The organism is Verrucomicrobiia bacterium, from assembly GCA_036268055.1.
Taxonomy (GTDB): domain Bacteria; phylum Verrucomicrobiota; class Verrucomicrobiia; order Limisphaerales; family Pedosphaeraceae; genus DATAUW01.
Map to the genome: position 1 here is coordinate 234,623 of DATAUW010000018.1, position 17,051 is coordinate 251,673.

At 56.2% G+C, this 17,051-nt stretch carries 14 protein-coding genes; 5 read left to right on the forward strand and 9 right to left on the reverse strand.

Annotation, left to right across the window (positions count from 1 at the left end; translation table 11 throughout):
* The first annotated feature begins 34 nt into the window (after positions 1-34).
* On the forward strand, positions 35-2,971 hold the full coding sequence (locus VH413_13530) for a LamG-like jellyroll fold domain-containing protein (GenBank protein HEX3799712.1): 2,937 nt from the start codon (positions 35-37) through the stop codon (positions 2,969-2,971).
* 94 nt (positions 2,972-3,065) lie between these two features.
* Positions 3,066-5,084 carry a hypothetical protein gene (locus tag VH413_13535; GenBank protein ID HEX3799713.1) on the forward strand — a complete coding sequence of 673 codons (2,019 nt, stop codon included), beginning with the start codon at positions 3,066-3,068 and terminating at the stop codon, positions 5,082-5,084.
* Between the two features lie 22 nt (positions 5,085-5,106).
* On the opposite strand, the gene VH413_13540 is transcribed toward VH413_13535, so the two are convergent.
* The 6 genes from VH413_13540 to VH413_13565 are packed head-to-tail and all read right to left on the reverse strand — an operon-like array spanning position 5,107 to position 11,778.
* Positions 5,107-5,964 carry an amidohydrolase family protein gene (locus VH413_13540; protein HEX3799714.1) on the reverse strand — a complete coding sequence of 286 codons (858 nt, stop codon included), beginning with the start codon at positions 5,962-5,964 and terminating at the stop codon, positions 5,107-5,109.
* Positions 5,961-7,187 (reverse strand): enolase C-terminal domain-like protein, encoded by a 1,227-nt coding sequence (locus VH413_13545; protein ID HEX3799715.1) that lies wholly within the window; start codon positions 7,185-7,187, stop codon positions 5,961-5,963. Before VH413_13545 ends, VH413_13540 begins: the two co-directional genes overlap by 4 nt.
* 4 nt (positions 7,188-7,191) lie before the next feature.
* Positions 7,192-7,968: an SDR family oxidoreductase gene (locus tag VH413_13550; protein HEX3799716.1), complete on the reverse strand. Its 777-nt coding sequence runs from the start codon at positions 7,966-7,968 to the stop codon at positions 7,192-7,194.
* Positions 7,965-8,378 (reverse strand): L-rhamnose mutarotase, encoded by a 414-nt coding sequence (locus tag VH413_13555; protein HEX3799717.1) that lies wholly within the window; start codon positions 8,376-8,378, stop codon positions 7,965-7,967. The genes VH413_13550 and VH413_13555 overlap by 4 nt, the downstream gene beginning before the upstream one ends.
* 15 nt (positions 8,379-8,393) lie before the next feature.
* Complete coding sequence (locus VH413_13560; protein HEX3799718.1) at positions 8,394-10,088, reverse strand: sodium/solute symporter; 1,695 nt, start codon at positions 10,086-10,088, stop codon at positions 8,394-8,396.
* Positions 10,089-10,092: 4 nt separating this feature from the next.
* On the reverse strand, positions 10,093-11,778 hold the full coding sequence (locus tag VH413_13565; protein ID HEX3799719.1) for an alpha-L-fucosidase: 1,686 nt from the start codon (positions 11,776-11,778) through the stop codon (positions 10,093-10,095).
* Between the two features lie 123 nt (positions 11,779-11,901).
* On the opposite strand from VH413_13565, the gene VH413_13570 reads away from it, so the two are divergent.
* The gene (locus tag VH413_13570) at positions 11,902-12,918 is read left to right on the forward strand and encodes an AraC family transcriptional regulator (protein HEX3799720.1); all 1,017 of its coding nucleotides are present in this window, start codon (positions 11,902-11,904) and stop codon (positions 12,916-12,918) included.
* A gap of 47 nt (positions 12,919-12,965) precedes the next feature.
* Here VH413_13570 and VH413_13575 read toward each other — a convergent pair whose 3' ends face one another.
* Positions 12,966-13,670 (reverse strand): PEP-CTERM sorting domain-containing protein, encoded by a 705-nt coding sequence (locus tag VH413_13575; GenBank protein ID HEX3799721.1) that lies wholly within the window; start codon positions 13,668-13,670, stop codon positions 12,966-12,968.
* A 173-nt stretch (positions 13,671-13,843) separates the two neighbouring features.
* Positions 13,844-14,359: a hypothetical protein gene (locus tag VH413_13580; GenBank protein ID HEX3799722.1), complete on the reverse strand. Its 516-nt coding sequence runs from the start codon at positions 14,357-14,359 to the stop codon at positions 13,844-13,846.
* Positions 14,360-14,983: 624 nt separating this feature from the next.
* Here VH413_13580 and ribD point away from each other — a divergent pair.
* Positions 14,984-16,084 carry a bifunctional diaminohydroxyphosphoribosylaminopyrimidine deaminase/5-amino-6-(5-phosphoribosylamino)uracil reductase RibD gene (ribD, locus tag VH413_13585; protein HEX3799723.1) on the forward strand — a complete coding sequence of 367 codons (1,101 nt, stop codon included), beginning with the start codon at positions 14,984-14,986 and terminating at the stop codon, positions 16,082-16,084.
* A gap of 4 nt (positions 16,085-16,088) precedes the next feature.
* The gene (locus tag VH413_13590; protein HEX3799724.1) at positions 16,089-16,721 is read left to right on the forward strand and encodes a riboflavin synthase; all 633 of its coding nucleotides are present in this window, start codon (positions 16,089-16,091) and stop codon (positions 16,719-16,721) included.
* Here VH413_13590 and VH413_13595 read toward each other — a convergent pair.
* Positions 16,699-16,962: a YgdI/YgdR family lipoprotein gene (locus tag VH413_13595; GenBank protein HEX3799725.1), complete on the reverse strand. Its 264-nt coding sequence runs from the start codon at positions 16,960-16,962 to the stop codon at positions 16,699-16,701. The genes VH413_13590 and VH413_13595 overlap by 23 nt on opposite strands.
* Positions 16,963-17,051 lie beyond the last annotated feature (89 nt).

The window sequence follows — 17,051 nt, forward strand, 5'->3', positions numbered from 1 at the left end:
TTCAAACTCAACCGACAACCGCCGCCAGATCATTATGAAAAAAACCAACTCAACCCTTCTCACCTGCAAAAAGTTATTTGCCCTGCTCGCGCTGGCATTGATCTTCGTATTCGCTGCGCGCGCCGATTATCAAAGCACCGTTCTCGCGGATAATCCGCTGGCTTTTTATGCGGTGAATCCCGGTGTCAATTCCGCCAACAGCGAGCCTGATCTCACCACCAATGGCAATGTCGGATACTCCATCAATGTTTATCCCGCGAATGGTCCTTCAATCTATATCACTAACGCCGGAATTTTCGATGGCCAGGATTCAGAGATAGATCTTTCCCTGATTGCCACCAATCCGGCGCTGCTGAATTTCAGCGGGCCGATCACGCTTGAAGCCTGGGCGCAACCGGCAAACTCCAGCGAAGGTCCCGCCGACATCCTGGCAAAGGGCTTCGATCAGTCACAGAGCGCTGATGAAATTACGATTCGCGCGAATGGCGGAAATTATTTTGCCGGAACCTATGGTTCCAATGGAACTCGCGGAGCGAGCGGCGGCCATCAGGACACGAACTGGGTATATATCGTCGGTGTGAACGATGGCACGAATTGGTTTTTCTACGTCAACGGATTTCCGACTCAAACCAATGCCGACAACGTCGGCTCAATCAATTTCACCGACGCCTGGCGCATCGGCAACGGCAGCGCCGATGGCAACGGCCGTTATTTTTCCGGCAACCTCACGGAAGTCGCGCTTTATAATTATGCCCTCACTCCCGCGCAAGTGTTGAATCACTTTTTCATCGGCGAAGTGAACACCGCCCCGGTGAGTTCAGTGCCGGTCATCGTTGGCCAGCCGCAGTCGCAATCCACCTTTACCGGTGGTTCGGTCACCTTCAATGTGAATGCGGTCAGTGCGTTGCCGGCGACTTATCAATGGTATCGCGAGACGACGCTGCTGTCGGGCAAAACGAACGCGAGTGTCACGATCTCGGGTGTTTCCTCCGCGGACGCCGTCAACTATCACGTCGTCGTCTCGAACTCCAACGGCAGCACGAACAGCGCATCCGCTTCGCTCACTTTGTTGGCAGCGGGAAATTCCTTGCGCTGGACGGGCAGCAGTTCGAGCACGTGGGATACCGGTTCTTCGCCCAACTGGATCAACACCGCCAACGGCCAAACGGTCACGTTCAATACGAATGATCAGGTCTTGTTCGACGATACGCCCGGCGTGCCGCAAACGGTTTCGGTCGGCAGTGCGGTGGCTCCCAGTGTTTTTACCGTGGATACCACCACAAACAGTTTTCTCTTTAACGGCTCCGGCCCGATCACCGGCTCCGGCAGCTTGATCAAAAAGGGTACGAGCCTTCTCACGCTCAATGTCTCGGCGAATTTCACCGGCACGGTGAACATCAGCGGCGGCACGGTGTATGCCGGTAATTTTGCCTTCCAATCAGTAGCCGCGATGACTGTGACCAATGGCGGCACGCTGGATTTTGCCGGTGGCCCGTTGAGCACGGGACAGCCGTTGACGGTCGGTGGCGTGGGCGTCGGCAAGGGTGGCGCATTGATCAACACAAGTTATGAATTGTACGACCAGGTATTCAACATGACGCTTGTGGGCGATACCACTTTCGGCGGAACCTCGCGTTGGGACCTCGGCGACGGCAGCAGTATTAGCGGCCCGTACAAAATCACCATCAATCGCGCCAGCGGAGTTTACGGCGAATGGGATACGGTCAATTTGTCCACCAATGTCGGCAATATCGAAATCACCTCCGGCAAACTTGGCGTCAAAGGCATGGGCAATACTTTCGGCAATCCCAACAACACGCTTACAGTTGATGGCGGCTGCGAACTGGATTTTTACGATAGCAATTTCGGCGCGAACAGCGGCTATAATAAAAACATTCACGTTCTGTCCAGCGGCCTGATACAGATGCTGAGTAGTCCGAGCATTCTCTTCAACGCGAATGTCACATTGGAAAGCGGCGCCAACTGGAACTTTTTCTCCGGCAGCGGCGGCGTCACCAACGGCGGCGTGTGGACGCTTAACGGCCCGACACATCTGCAAGTGGGCGACACCACGATCACCTTCACGAATGTCATCGGTGGCGCGGGTGGTTTTGTTTGGGATAATTATAACAACGAACTCGTCTTCACCGCGGCCAACACGTACGCAGGACCGACGGTGCTCGGCGGCGGGCGTATGCTGGGGCTCATCGGCAATGGTTCCATCAGCCACAGCACGCCGATTTTCTTTGGTGGGTCGACCGTCGCGAATGTGGAGATTGATGCTTCCGGCCGTTCTGACGGAACGCTCACTCTGACGAGTGGGCAAGTGCTGGGCGGCATCGGCACGGTCAACGGCAATCTGGTCGTCGGCAGCGGCGCGACCATTGAGCCCGCCGGCACGAACAGCACCCTTGGCATTAGTGTTGGCGCGAATCCTATCGGTACCATTGCGGCGAGTGGTTCAGTGCAGTTGAACGGCACCACGACCCTCAAGCTCAATGGCACGGGGGTGAATGATTCGATTCAGGCTGGCTCCAGCATCGCCTTCAACGGCATTTTGAATCTCATCAACATCAGCGGCGCGCCGTATGCCGTGAATCAAACTTTTCAAATCGCCACCGCTTCGAGTTACTCCGGTGATTTTTCACAAATCGTTCCCAACACACCGGGCTCCGGCCTGGTCTGGGACAAGTCGCAACTGAATAACGGAATCCTTGGTATCATTGCTGGCTCTGCGCCGATCGCCTTAGCCAATCCGCAAGTCGTGGGCACAAACCTGGTCTTCGGCGGCAGCGGCGGTCCGGCCAGTGGCAGTTACGTCGTGCTGACTTCGACCAATGCCGCAGTGCCGGTCTCGACGTGGACACCGATCGCCACCAATTCATTCACAGCCGGCGGCACGTTTAGCGTGACGAACGGCATTGTGACGGGCGCGGCGGGACATTATTACGCCATCAAAATACTGCCGTAAGCATTTTGGGAAGTGGTTGTCAGGTGCGAACCGCCGGGCTGAATCCAGTCCGGCGGTTTGCTTATAATCACGAACGATGATTGACTGGTGCGCAATGAAAGCCCCGTGGTTCATCCGATTTTTGTTTGCGGCGATTTTTCTTTCGCTGGCGCAATCGCCTCACGCAAATCCTTCCTTCCAGCAAACCGGCCACAAGCTCGTCATGTCCAATGGCAATGTGCGGCTCGAATATGATCTGAGCGCGGGCACTACAGATTTCTATTGGAACAACGCCAAAAAAATTTCGGCCTTCTATAGCGCCATTACTTTCAACACCGGCCACGTCAAAGGCATCAGTTACACTTCCTGGAATTATTCCGTTGCGGCGAGCAATCAGGTGATCGTCACCGCGACCGGCACGAATCTGCCGGTTATGAAACAATATTTCACGCTCGACCAACCGGACAGTTTTCTCATTCGCGTGGAAGCCATCGGCAGCCATCTCAAGGCAAATTGGATGGGGCCGCTAGTGGTGGATGCGGCGGGCGGCGTCACTCTCGGCGTGACTAATGATAATCGCGCCCTCGTTGTACCATTTGATAACGATGGTTTTGTCCGCTACGACGCGATGCCCATAAACAATTCCGCCACCAGCTACGAAGTCGGCGCGTTCTACGACAACACCTCGCGCAACGGCCTGGTCGTTGGTTCAGTCACGCATGACACCTGGAAGACCGGCATTTTTTTCGCGGGCACGAACAATGGCCTGGAGGTGCTGAATGTTTTCGGCGGCGCGACCAATTCCGCGGATGTTTCGCCGCACGGTTTTGTCAGTGGCGATACGATTTCATCGCCCACGATTTTCGCCGGCTTCGGCAACGATTGGCGCGTGACCATGCAACATTTTGCCGTCGAGAACACAAACTTCGCGCCGCGCTTGCCGTGGACGAATGGTGTGCCGTTCGGCTGGAACAGTTGGGGTGTGCTGCAAAAGAAAATTAATTACACGAGCGCTATCGCGGTCTCGGATTATTTTTTTACTAACTTGATGCCCGCGAATTTTGAGAATGACGGCACGGTTTACATCAACCTTGATGCCTTCTGGGACAATAATTTCAGCAGCGCGCAGTTGCAGGATTTCGTCAATCACTGTCATGCGCATGGCCAGAAGGCGGGCGTTTATTGGGGGCCATTTGCATGGTTCGGTTCGGCTGCCAGAGCGGCGAATTCATTTGTCGAGGGCACGACCAATATGTGGCATTACAGCGATATATTGTTACGCGACGACAATGGGAATTTTCAAAAGCGCGACGGCGGTCTTGCGATTGATCCGACGCATCCGGGCGCACGCACGCGCAATCATTATTATATCAATCTCTTTACCAATTACGGTTTTGATTTTGTGAAGATTGATTTTCTTTCGCACGGCGCGCTCGAGGGCAAACATTATGATCCGGCGGTAACTACCGGCATCCAGGCCTACAATCAAGGCATGCAATTTCTGCTCGACGAAATCAATGGCCGCATGTTCATCAGCGAATCCATCGCGCCCCTGTTTCCTTATCAATACAGCCACAGCCGCCGGATCGCGTGCGACGCCCAGGGTTCGCGGATCACCGATACTGAGTACACGATGAACGCCGTTTCCTATGGTTGGTGGCTCGATGGCCTTTATGAGTTCAACGATCCCGATCTCATGGTCTTCGGCCATGGCATTGACACGAACGAAGCGCAAAGTCGTCTCATCTGTGGTGCGGTCACTGGTGTGCTGCTTAATGGCGATGATCTCACTTCTGTTTCTGGCCAAACCGGTGCGCACACTTTTCTCACGAACGCCGCGATAAACGCCGTCGCGCGCTCTGCAAAAACCTTCATGCCCGTCGAGGCCAACACCGGCAGTCGTGCCGCAAATCTCTTTGTCCGCAATGATAATGGAAGCTGGTGTATCGCGATTTTTAATTATGATTCGACTGTGACGAATCAGATGGTGGATTTTTCTCGCGCGGGCTTGCCTGACGGAAAATATATTGTGACGAACTTGTGGGGTGGAACTGTTTCAACCAACAACGGATCAATGGCGGTTCAGTTGGCGGCCAAGCAGGCGAGGATTTTTCGTCTGGTGAAAGTCCGCTGACTTTAGCTTCGCGCCAAACGGATTAAATGCGGTAAATTCTTTCCGCGTTCGCGTGAAATAATTTTGCCTGATCGGCGAGAGAAGCGGATGAAACCATTTCCCGCACGGTTTCAACCCATCGCTGATAAGTCGTCGCGAGCGTGGACACCGGCCAATCGCTGCCGAACAACACCCGCTCGTATCCAAAAAATTCCAGCGTCCGCGCGAAATAAAATTTCAAATCGTCTGACTGCCAGTGTTCCAAGTCGGCTTCGGTGGTCAGGCCGGATAACTTGCAAATGACATTCGGCAAGGCGGCCAGTTCTTTTAATTCGGTTGCCCACGGTTCAGTTTGTTTTCCGCGAACGTCCGGCTTGCCGAAATGATCGAGAACAAAATTGACTTCAGGAGTCGTGCGAACGAGTTGGGTGGCCGCGCGAAGCTGGTGCTGGCGAATGCAAAGGTCGAACGTGAAGCCAAATTTTGCGAGCAGTTTCACGCCCGCGACGAATTTTGGTTGCCGGAGAAAATTGGGATCGGTTTCACCCTGCAATAGTCGCCGCACACCTTTCACCAAAGGTCGCGTCGCGAGGGCGGCAAGTTCGCTTTCGACGGCCAGGCCATTTTCAAGCGAGGCGTGGGCAACGATGCCGCGCAAACGCGATTCGGTTTTTGCCAATCCAGAAACCCAGTCCACTTCGGCGAGGCCTTGATTCGGTTCGCAACTCGCCTCGACAAAAATAATTTTGATGACATTTGCGTTGGCGCTGGCAGCGGCGAAATCAGCAGGTAGAAACGGGCGATTCAGCGAAGCGACACCGTCAAGCCACGAGTAGCGGAGCCGCGTGGGATCCCAAAGATGAACGTGAGTGTCAACTATGGGCGGCGCGTTTGTCGTCATTCCGGTTTCAGCTCGCAACTCGAGCCGGCGTCCTGCGGTGTTTGATAAACGCCGCCGCTCACGTTGCAGGGATTCACAAAATGCTCGCGCAAATGCGGGATGTGTTCAAGAAAAACCACCTCGTTTCCGAGCGCGATGTGATTGAACAAAACCAGATGCTGATGCAGTTGCCCCATGTCCCCAACGTGCGGCACGACGGGCACACCGAATTTACGCGAGAGCAAACTGACCGCGATGAACTCGCTCACGCCCGCCACACGAACGGCGTCCACCTGAATGAAACCGGCGCACCGTGCTTGCAAATAATTTTTGAAGACGACTCGATTCGGCACGTGTTCGCCGAGCGCAAGTTTCGTCGGCGCGATGGCGTCGGCCAGCGTCTTGTGGCCGAGCACGTCGTCGGGATGCGTCGGTTCCTCAATCCAGAACGGGTTGATTGCGCGGAGGCGCTGGCAGATGTCGAGCGCCTGCGGCAGCGTCCATTGCTGGTTGGCATCCACCATCACGCGCGCGTTGTCACCAGCGACTTCGCGGACGATGTGCGCGCGGCGCAAGTCACGTTCGGGATCGCGTGAACCCACTTTTAATTTCATCGCGGTAAAACCGGCGGCGATGGCGCGTTTACAATTTTCGCGAACCTGCGCGTCATCATAGTTAAACCAGCCGACCGAAGTATCGTAACCGGGATAACCCGTTTTTAGAATTCCGGTGCGAGACGAACGAGTCGGCACATGAGCGCGAAGAATTTCCAGAGCCGAAGGCGCGGTCAGTTCATCTTCGAGATAGGAAAGATCGAGCGTCGCGAGAATTTGCTCGGGGGAAAGGTCGAGCAACAGTTTCCATAACGGCACGTCGCGAGTTTTTGCCCACAAGTCCCAGCACGCGTTGGTGACGGAAGCCAGCGCGAGTTGCACGACGCCTTTGTGCGGCCCGAGCCAGCGGAACTGTTGTTCATCGGCAAGCGCGCGTTGCAGCACGCCGAATTCCGCCATGATTTCTTCGATGGATTTGCCAATGAGTCGCTGCGCGTAAAATTGCGCGGCGGCGCACACAAGTTGATTGCCTTCGCCCAGCGTGAACGCAAGGCCGATGCCCGTGCGGCCGCGGTCGTCGTGCAGTTGCGTCACGGCGTAGGAATAAATCGGATCGCGATGAATGGCGTCGCTGCCGTGCCCGTGGCCGATGGGGAAGCGGGCGTCGCGCGTGGTGACTTTTTTGATCATGAAATTATTTCAGGCGGCGATACCCGAGTTCAGCGCCGCCACTCACGTGCATCAAATGGCCCGTGATGAAACGTGCCTTGTCCGAAAGCAAAAACACACACGCGTCGGCGATGGCGTCACCGTCGGGGCAATAACCGAGCGGATGGATTTCGTTCAGGTATTGTTCGGTGGAACGCGGGTCGGGTTGTTCGGTGCACCATTGACGAAGCATCGGCGTCCACGCGCCTGCGGGACAAACAGCGTTCACGCGGATGCCATACTTCGTGTAATCGAGCGCCATGGATTTGGTGAGCGCATTCATGCCGCCTTTCGTCGCGGTATAGGCTGCGTGAATTTCCTGGCCGATGACACCGACGAGACTCGACGTATTGAGAATGCAACCCTTCGTTTCAACCAACGCGGAAAAAGCATGGCGCGTCGTGTGCAGGATGCTTTTCAAGTTTATGGAAAAAAGTTCGTCCCACTCGGCGTCGGTGGTGGTGTGAATGGGTTTTGAAGGCGTGGCGATGCCGGCGTTGTTGTGGACGGCGTCGAGCTTGCCGTAACGCGTGAGTGTTTCCTTGATCGCGGCGGCGACGTCAGCATCGCACGAGACATCGCAGACGAGACCGAGATGACCTTCGCCGAGATTGGCAGCGGCTTTGGCGACGGCGTCGGCATTATGCGCGGCGATGGCGACCTTCGCGCCCTCAGCGGCATACGCGCGCGCGCAATCCCAGCCGATTCCACCGGAACCGCCGGTGAGGAAAATAATTTTGTCCTGAAGCAGCAAGGCGCTCATGGCAGAAAATAAACCTCCTTCGTGTCCGACCAGATTTTTCCTTTCGCGGCGGCGTCGGGCAATGGCGACTGGCACGGGTCCGTCTCCTTCCACCAACGCTGGGTTTCAGGATCATCGGTCATGCGTTTCATGTCGGCGTCAAAGTTCGTGCCGGTGTATTCGAGATACGCGAACAGATAAAGTTTGCCCTCAATCTCGCGCTCGTGGATCGAAAAATTCTGGATGTGACATTCCTTGATCATCTTGTTGACGCCGGGCCACGCGTGCGCGTGCAAATCTTCATAGTGCGCGGCCAGGTCCGGCTTGAGGCCAGTCACCCAAGCGTAGCGTTGCGGCGGCGATTTGACCTGGCAGGTGGTGGAACATCCAGCGAGCAACCCGGCCAGCAAAGAAATAAAAATGATTTTCATAACAGATATTTTTGTTCAGCGAAAAAGAATAAAGAGCGCGATAAATATCGCGACGATGACGCCGGCGAGGATGCGAAAATCGCCCAAACCGCGCGCGCCAAATTTATTTTGCAAAGGCTCACGCCAATTTTCCCAGACGAGCAATTCGGCTCCGGCCTTAAAGGGTTCGGGAAAAAGAAAGGTCGTGGCGACCATAATGATCATGCACGCCACGAGCAGCACGAAGGCGATGAGCATGAAATCGCCGCGATAAATATTTTGCCAATCGAGATAAAAAGTGATGAAGCCGAGAATGATTCCCGCGATCAGAGTGATGAACGCGGACTTGCCGGAAGCGCGGCGCCAAAATACGCCGAGCAAAAAGACCGCCGTGATTGGCGGAGCGACGTAGGAGATCAGTTTGTTGATGCCCTGAAAAATCGTTTGGTAATGGCCGAACAAGGGCGAGCAAACGATGGCAAGAATAGTTCCGACAACCGTTGTGATTTTGCCGACGCGCACGAGTTGTTCGTCGCTGATGGCTGGGCGATGGCGTTTGAATAAATCGTACGCGACGAGCGTGGCGGTGGAGTTGAGAGCGGCGGAGCAGGTTTGCATGGCGGCGGCGAGCATAGCGGCGGCGACGAGACCTTTCAGTCCGACGGGTAATAAATGCGTGATGAGAAAAGTATAAGTGTCGGTGGCGTTCTGAGGTGCGGCGTCACCGAAGGCGTGTTGTTGCACCAGCGCAACGCAGATCACGCCGGGCAGCACGAAAAGAAAAACCGGCAGAATTTTCAGGAATGCGCAGAAGAGTGGGCCGAGGCGCGCGTTGGTGTCGTCCTTCGCGGCCAACACACGTTGCACAATGGTCTGGTCGCAGCACCAATACCAGATGCCCAGCACCGGATAACCCAGAAGAACGGAATACCACGGCAGGCCGCTGGGATCTTTGGCGTCGCGCGCGAGATTGAGAAAATTTCCCGTGCCCCACGTCACGCCACTGTTTGGCACAGCGGCCAGCGGATGGGGATGCGAGGCGAGCGTGTGCGCGAGCTGGCTCCAGCCGCCGATTTTCAGATAGCCGGTGATGGTGATGACGACCGCGCCGACGAGCAGCAAAACCGTTTGCACACTTTCCGTCCACACGACGGCGAGCAGGCCACCGAGCATCGTGTAAACACCAGTGAGAATTCCCAGCACGCCGATGAAAAACAGCAGCGCGTCCACGCCGAGGATGGTTGCGCCGGGAGCGAGGCCGAGAATTCCGCGCAACACCCACGCAGCCGTGTAGAGCGCGACGCCCATGTGAATGACGATGGCGGAGAAGAGCGAGACGATGGACAGAACATCGCGGCAGCCGCGGTTGAAACGGCGCTCGAGAAAATCAGGCAGCGTGGCGACGCGCGAACGCAAATAAAGCGGCGCAAAAAATAGCGACAGCAGAATCAGCGTGAAGCCTGCCATCCATTCGAAGTTGCCGAAGACGAGGCCGTATTTGTAAGCGGCCTCGGCGAGACTTACGAGATGCACGGTGGAGATGTTCGCGGCGAACATAGCGAGGCCGATCACCGGCCACGCGAGTGTATTGCCGGCGAGAAAATAATGTCCGCCTTCGCCGCCGCGTTCGCCGGTGCGGCGCATGAAACCCGCAGCAATGCCGAGCCCGACCACGGCCAGCAGATAGCCGGCCACGATCGCCCAGTCGAGATTGCTCATCGGGTTATTCATCGCATCAAGGCAATAATTCCACTTCGTTGATCGTCGGGCCTTCGCTCGCGTCGAGGATGTTCAGGCGAAACTCATGCGCGGTGACGGGGGCGAACGATTTTTCAAAACTGTCGCCGATGGTGGCGCCGCTGAAAACAGTTTTCCAATCGCCGTTTTCACGGACTTGAAAATCGAATTTCTGCACGCGATTCGGATACGCTTCCGAAATGTGAACACGACTGACAGTTTTTGGCTTCACGAAATTGACCGCGAGCCATGCCTGTTTGGTGCCGTTGTCGGTTGCCCAACGAGTGGATTCGTCGCTGTCGAAGGCGAGTTGTGGGCCATAGTCGGAATCGTTTTTCTCGAAGACATTTGAAGCGGTTGCGTGAAAGGTGGGAGGGATTTCCTGCGCAGGCAAGTCCATCGCGGAGCCGTCGAGGGTTAATTGAACGATGGTATCGCTCGCATCGCGGGAGGCGAGGGGAATGTTTAGAGTTAGTTTTCCATTTTGCTGCACGAATTCAACTTTTCCGCCGTTGAGGATTTGCGCCGATTTTATTTTGCGCGCGATGCCGGGAAGCTCGATGGCTTCTTCGTGTTGATGCAGGATGTGAAGATAAATTTTATTTCCATGACGCGTGCTGGCGATGGATTTGGTCGGTTTCCACGGACCGCCGCGAGTTCCATAAATGGCGACGCCGTTTTTCTCCAGCCAGTGGCCGACCTCTTGAAGAATGGCGACCTGGCGAGGTTCGATGCGGCCATCGGGCATCGGGCCGACGTCGAGGAGAAGATTGCCGTCGCCGCCGGAACATTCGGCGAGAATGCGGATGACTTCGGCAGCGGATTTCAATTTGTCGTCCGGTTTCCAAGACCATTGCGTGCCGAGCGTCATGCAGGTTTCCCAGGGATTGGTGTCATCGTAAGCGCCGATTTTTTGTTCGGGCGTGTAATAATCCTCGTTGGGGCCGAGACCGCCCTGATGCAGCCACTGATCATACGTGCTCATCTCAAGGCGATTGTTGATTATGATTTGCGGTTGCAGACGGCGCACGAGCGCATAGGTCTCGGCGGGATGCCACATCGTTGGACGCCCGTCGCTATCGAACCAAAGCACGGCGATCTTGCCGTAATTGGAAAGCAACTCGCGCAATTCAGCCTGAATTTTTGTGACGAAGCGATCATTGTTTGCCGAACGGCAATCCGGGTCGCGCCAATCCATCGGCGAAAAATACCAGCCGATTTTCATATCTTGATGATGCGCGGCATCGGCAAGTTCCTGGCAAACGTCGCGATGAAACGGCGTCGCGCCGATGTTGTAGCCGTCTACTTTTGAATTCCACAACAAAAAGCCGTCGCCGTGTTTGGCGGTGAGCACCATATATTTCATGCCGGTATTTTTGGCGATGCTTACCCATTCACTGGCGTTGAAATTGGTCGGATCGAATTGCTTGTAAAGATTGTCGTAAACCTCGACCGGGGTCGGGCCATTGTTGGGCGAATTGGTGTTGGAATTCGCGCGCGACCAACTGATTTCCTGACCGGTAAGACTGACCGGGCCCCAATGAATGAACATGCCGAATCGGGCGTCGCGCCACCATTCCAGGCGTTGGGCGTGCTGCGCGGCAGTTTCGCAAAGGGCGGTCGAAGTGACGGCGAGGATGGCAATCATTATCAACCCGGCCAGCAAATCTTTCAGACATTTCATAAGGCGGACGAACCGCGCGGCGCGGCGACTAACAATTTTGGTTTCGTGGTGTATGCTAATACGTTGACACAGTGAACAGCGGGAAATCTTGCAAAATTGTTCACCGAAGAATATTGAACATGCATGACAGCCAAGCCGACCTACCAGACGCGCCGGGTGCGCTACGAGATAGATCGTTGCGAGCCACAGAACCGGGCGATTGAAACCGGCAAAATTCATTTTCACGCGCTGACGAAAGGACACTATCCCGGCACGCCCGTTCCGCAGAATATTTTGTCCGGCTTGAGCAGCATCGGTTTTTGGAACGCCGGCGGGACACAGGACTGGGGGCTTGATACGCATCGCAACGAAGGCATCGAGATCATGTTTTTGGAAACGGGCACGATGGCGTTTTCGGCGGACCAGAAGCAATATGATCTGCGCGCGGGACAATTTACCATCACGCGCCCGTGGCAGTTGCACAAACTCGGCGCGCCGAACATCGGGCCGGGGCGGTTGCATTGGCTGATACTGGACGTCGGCGTGCGACGTCCGCATCAAAGCTGGAACTGGCCGCCGTGGATGGTGCTGACGAAAGATGACCTGGCGGAGTTGACGCGAAAATTGCGGCACAACGAAAATCCGGTTTGGAACGCCACGCCGGCCATTGGGCAATCTTTCCGCGAACTGGCGCGCACGGTGGAAGCGTGGGACCAACCTTATGCCATTTCGCGCATGGCGACGTATCTAAACCAGCTTTTTTTGGGCATCCTCGACGCGCTGTCCGAGCAGCAGAAACAAGAAACGCCCGACCTGACTTCGCGGCAGCGCACGGTGGAATTATTTTTGCGGGAGGTCGAAAATAATCCGGCGACGGCCAGCGAAACGTGGACCATCAACAGCATGGCGGAGCATTGCAGCATGGGCGTGACGGCGTTTTCCAAGTATTGCCGTGAACTGGTCAATTCGGGGCCGATGGAATTTTTGAATCGCTGCCGGCTTGACCGCGCGGCGAAACAGTTGCGCGAAAAGAACGGCCTTTCCATCACTGAGATCGCGCTCGCGTGCGGTTTCAACTCGAGCCAATATTTTGCGACGCGTTTTCGCCAGCGCTTTCACGTTTCGCCGAGCCGGTTCGGAGAAGAGCCGCGGGAAAAATAAAGCGGCGCGATTCTTTCGAACTCGCGCCGCGATGGATGAAGATGACTCTAGCTGGCTCGGAATTTCCGGCGCGCGCCTGCAAATAGCGCTCCCGCGCCAATCGTCAACAACGCCACAGTTGAAGGTTCAGGCGTGGGCGTGAGGTCACGGACTTGCAGGAGATTGAATTGGGCGGAGGGTATGGTTGCTCCGGGGGTCAGCGTCAGCGTCTCAGCGCCCGTGCCATCGGCCACGAAGGTTCCGATAATGTCCTGTCCCGAGCCAGTGTCGTCGGAACCATAGGCCAAAGATGGCGAGGTGTCGGTGCCGCCGGAAAGGGTTTCCGTGCGCGCGTTGACGGTGCTGTTGCGGCCGTCATTCACCCACAGTTGCACTTCATACGTATTTCCCGGGGTCATGCCGTTCCAACTGACGGTGTAACTTCCGGAGCTGTTCCCGAACGCGCCGGCGTTGAGGAGCAGGTTGTAATTATTGTCGGAAGTGGTAGGAGTTGCGAACGTGCCGTTGTTTCCGCCATTATCAAAATTGTCCGTCGCGCCGGACAGATCCGGAAAAGCCTGAAAGGTCACGCCGTTTACGGTTAAGCCACTGGACGCATCCCCATTAAAGGGCGCCCAGGATCCAAAAAATGTTCCCGTCGTGCTGACGTCGGTTGGCCCGCTGATAAATGTGGGCGCTTGCCAGGTTATGTCGGCGGCGAATGCGGCGCCGGCCAAGCTGGCGACGGACGCGCAGAGAATCAGTTTTTTCATAGATGGTTTGAGTGAGGTTCTGAGGTTGAGGGTTTATGAGGGTACAGTTGTGTTCGCGAAATTACGTGGTGTCATAGCGCAAATGTATTCAATCTCGGCGCTGTAAAGCTTCTAATTTTCTTCAGCGAAGGATATTGAACACTATATACGCCGGCCGCGGAGAAGATGAAAATTCAGTTGGATGCCGGGCTGGTGGCGCCAGAGACGCCCCGGGTGAAATCAACGCGTGGCACGAGGACGCCGGTGGATTGGGAACCACCGGAATTGCCATTGCCGCTATTGCCGGAGGTATTGCCAAATGGAACGCCACCAACGCCTTGCAAGCCTTGTTGAAAGGTGTTTGGGTCAACGCGAAAGACTCGCAGGTCGGTCAATTCGCCGACACGGAAGACGACGCCGTAATCGCGAATGGAATACGTGATGTGCTGGTCCGCGCCGCGAGCGAGGCTGTCAATGGCGTCGCGCAGTGAAAGATGCGAGAGCGGCGGGTTGATCGTGATTTTAACGGACTTCAAGGCTTCCGCGCTCGCGCCTTCGATGACGAAATTCATTCCGCGGTGATCAGGATCGCGCGCCTTGGCGGTCTCGCGAAGTTGATTCAAGGCATCCTCGAAGGGCAGGGAGTTGAACTGCAACGATTCGATATTAATATGGTCCAGTCGTGCGCGCGTCATTTGTGAGGCGGACATTGGGGCTGGATTAATTTTGGGTGGGGAGTCTGAAAGGGCTTTAGGTTGTGCGGCGGTGGACTGTGCGTTCGTGAGGGAATTGGTATCGCCGCCGAAAGTTGGGTGAAAGGGTAAAACGATTGCGACCGTTGAGAGGAGAAATAAAATCAGCAGGCGCTGGGAGTTCATGGCGCGGTAACGTGAGGCAAACTTACGGCATGATTTGTAATGGGCAAAGAAAATAAGCGGCGATGAAACGAACGAATGGGACTGATGGGACCGATATTGCGCGGAGGTGGTTTTATAGAGTAAGGATGAGGTTTGTGGGGCGTGGTTCCAGGAAGCGGGCTTGCCTCGCTGCGCTCGGGATAGTGGATTTAGATGGGGCGCGATTTCCTCCCCCGGCTGAAGCCGGGGGTTAATGAGAAGCGGTGGGGTTGGAGGGCTCTGGACAGGGCGCGGGGCATGGAAAGTTTTTCGTGAAGAGACGGGTGAAAGAGAGGGAAGAACGCCAGGCGGAATCGAAGTTGCAGAGAGTTCTATTTGTATTGAAGAGCTGAACTTCGTTGGAGACGAACACGCCGTTTGGATTTGAGGGACGCTGGGGAGGCTGTTACATTGGGCGTGATGACGGATGGTGAATTCATGAAAATGGCCTTGCGGCTGGCGCGGCGCGCGTACGGGCGGACGTCACCGAACCCGATGGTGGGCGCGGTGCTGGTTAAGCGCGGGCGCGTGATCGGGCGGGGGTGGCATCATCGCGCCGGACGGCCGCATGCGGAAATTGAAGCGTTGCGTGATGCTCAGTCGAATGGCGCGAGCGCGAACGGGGCCACGCTTTATGTCACGCTGGAGCCGTGTTGCACGCATGGGCGGACGCCGCCGTGCACGGAGGCGATCATCGCGGCGGGAATTAAAAAAATTGTGGTGGCGACGATTGATCCGAATCCGGCGCATGCGGGACGGGCATTTAATATTTTGGGGCGAGCAGGAATCGAAGTGGTGGAGGGTGTTCGCGCGGAGGAAGCTGAGAAGTTGAACGAGGCGTTCAATCATTGGATCGTGCAGCACACGCCGTTCGTCACGGTCAAGGCGGCGATGACATTGGATGGAAAAATCGCGACAGTGGGCGGGGAATCGAAATGGATCACGGGCGAAAAGGCGCGCGGGCAGGGGATGAAATTGCGGCGGGGCGCGGATGGAATTTTGGTGGGGATCAATACGGTGCTCGCGGACGATCCGAATTTGACCGTGCGAACGCCCGGCAGTGCGAAGGTGAAGCCGGACGATTCGCCGCGAAGGTTTGTTTTGGATTCACAAGCGCGAACGCCTTTGGTTGCACGCGTAGTGACGGACGAATTTGCGGATCTGACCACCATCGTCGTCGGACCGAGTGCTCCCAAGAAGCGCGTGACAGCGTTGGCGAAGCGAGTGAGCGTGATGATTGCGCCGGAAAAAAAAGGGCGAATAGATTTGGGCTGGCTGATGCAGCGGCTGGGCGAGGAGGAAGTCACGAGCGTGCTGGTTGAAGGCGGCGGAGAAGTGAACGCGGCGTTTCTGCTCGGCGGGCTGGCGCAACGCGTGGCATTTTTTTATGCGCCGAAGATTTTGGGTGGACGTAATGCGCGCAAAAGTGTGAGCGGGGCGGGCGTCAATGTATTGGAGAAAGCCGTGCAGTTGCGCGAGGTCCAATGGAAATGGCTGGGCCCGGATTTATGGTTGAACGCGCGGGTCGTGGGAAAATAAAATTATGTTTACCGGAATTGTCGAAGAAACGGGGACGGTGGAGAAGATCAAGGCGACTTCGAAGTCCATTGAGTTGACGGTGCGCGCGAAAATCTGCGGGCGGGGTTTGAAACTCGGCGACAGCCTGGCGGTGAATGGCTGCTGTCTCACGGTGGTGAAGCTGACGCCGCGCGCGGGCGCGAAATTAATCCAACTCGATTTGCTCAAGGAAACCTGGGAGCGGACGAACCTGCAATTCGCGCGCGCCGGTTCGCTGGTGAATTTGGAACGGTCGTTGGAAGTCGGGGCGCGTTTGGGCGGGCATTTCGTGACGGGTCATATTGATGGCACGGGAAAAATTACGCGCTGGGAGCGGGCAGGGCAGGATCATGTGCTGGAGATCAGCGCGCCGCCGGAGGTGATGCAGTATCTCGTTTTCAAGGGCTCGATCACGGTGGATGGCATCAGCCTGACGGTGGCGGTGGTGCGGCGAAAAAGTTTTCGCGTATGGATCATTCCGCATACCCACGCGGTAACGGCGTTGCGCGAGCGCGCGGTGGGCGACGCCGTGAACCTCGAGGCGGATATTTTGGGAAAGTATGTCCGGCAATTCGTGGCGGCGATGCCGCGCGGCGTCACTTCGTCCCGGAAGGGATGAACTTGCCAGTGCCGGAATCGGTGTCAATGGATTGCGGGGAAACTTCGGTGACGCGCCCGGCGGGCACGGCGTTCTGCTTGCCGCTGGCATCGGTAAAGATCCAGGCGCTGCGGTCCTTGTCGAGATGCGGCCGACCCTTGGCGGTGATGACCTCGCCGTTATTGAGACGAATATCGTAGCGGGTGCGGCATCCGGCGCAGACGATGGCGGCGAAGAGGAGGACGACAAAAAAGTTTTTCATAGGAACGGAGATGGTTGCCTTGGTTTGCTTGACGCGGTTGACTGAGGCGATGATAGAACGTCTGCGGGCGATTGCAAGCAGGGTTTGGT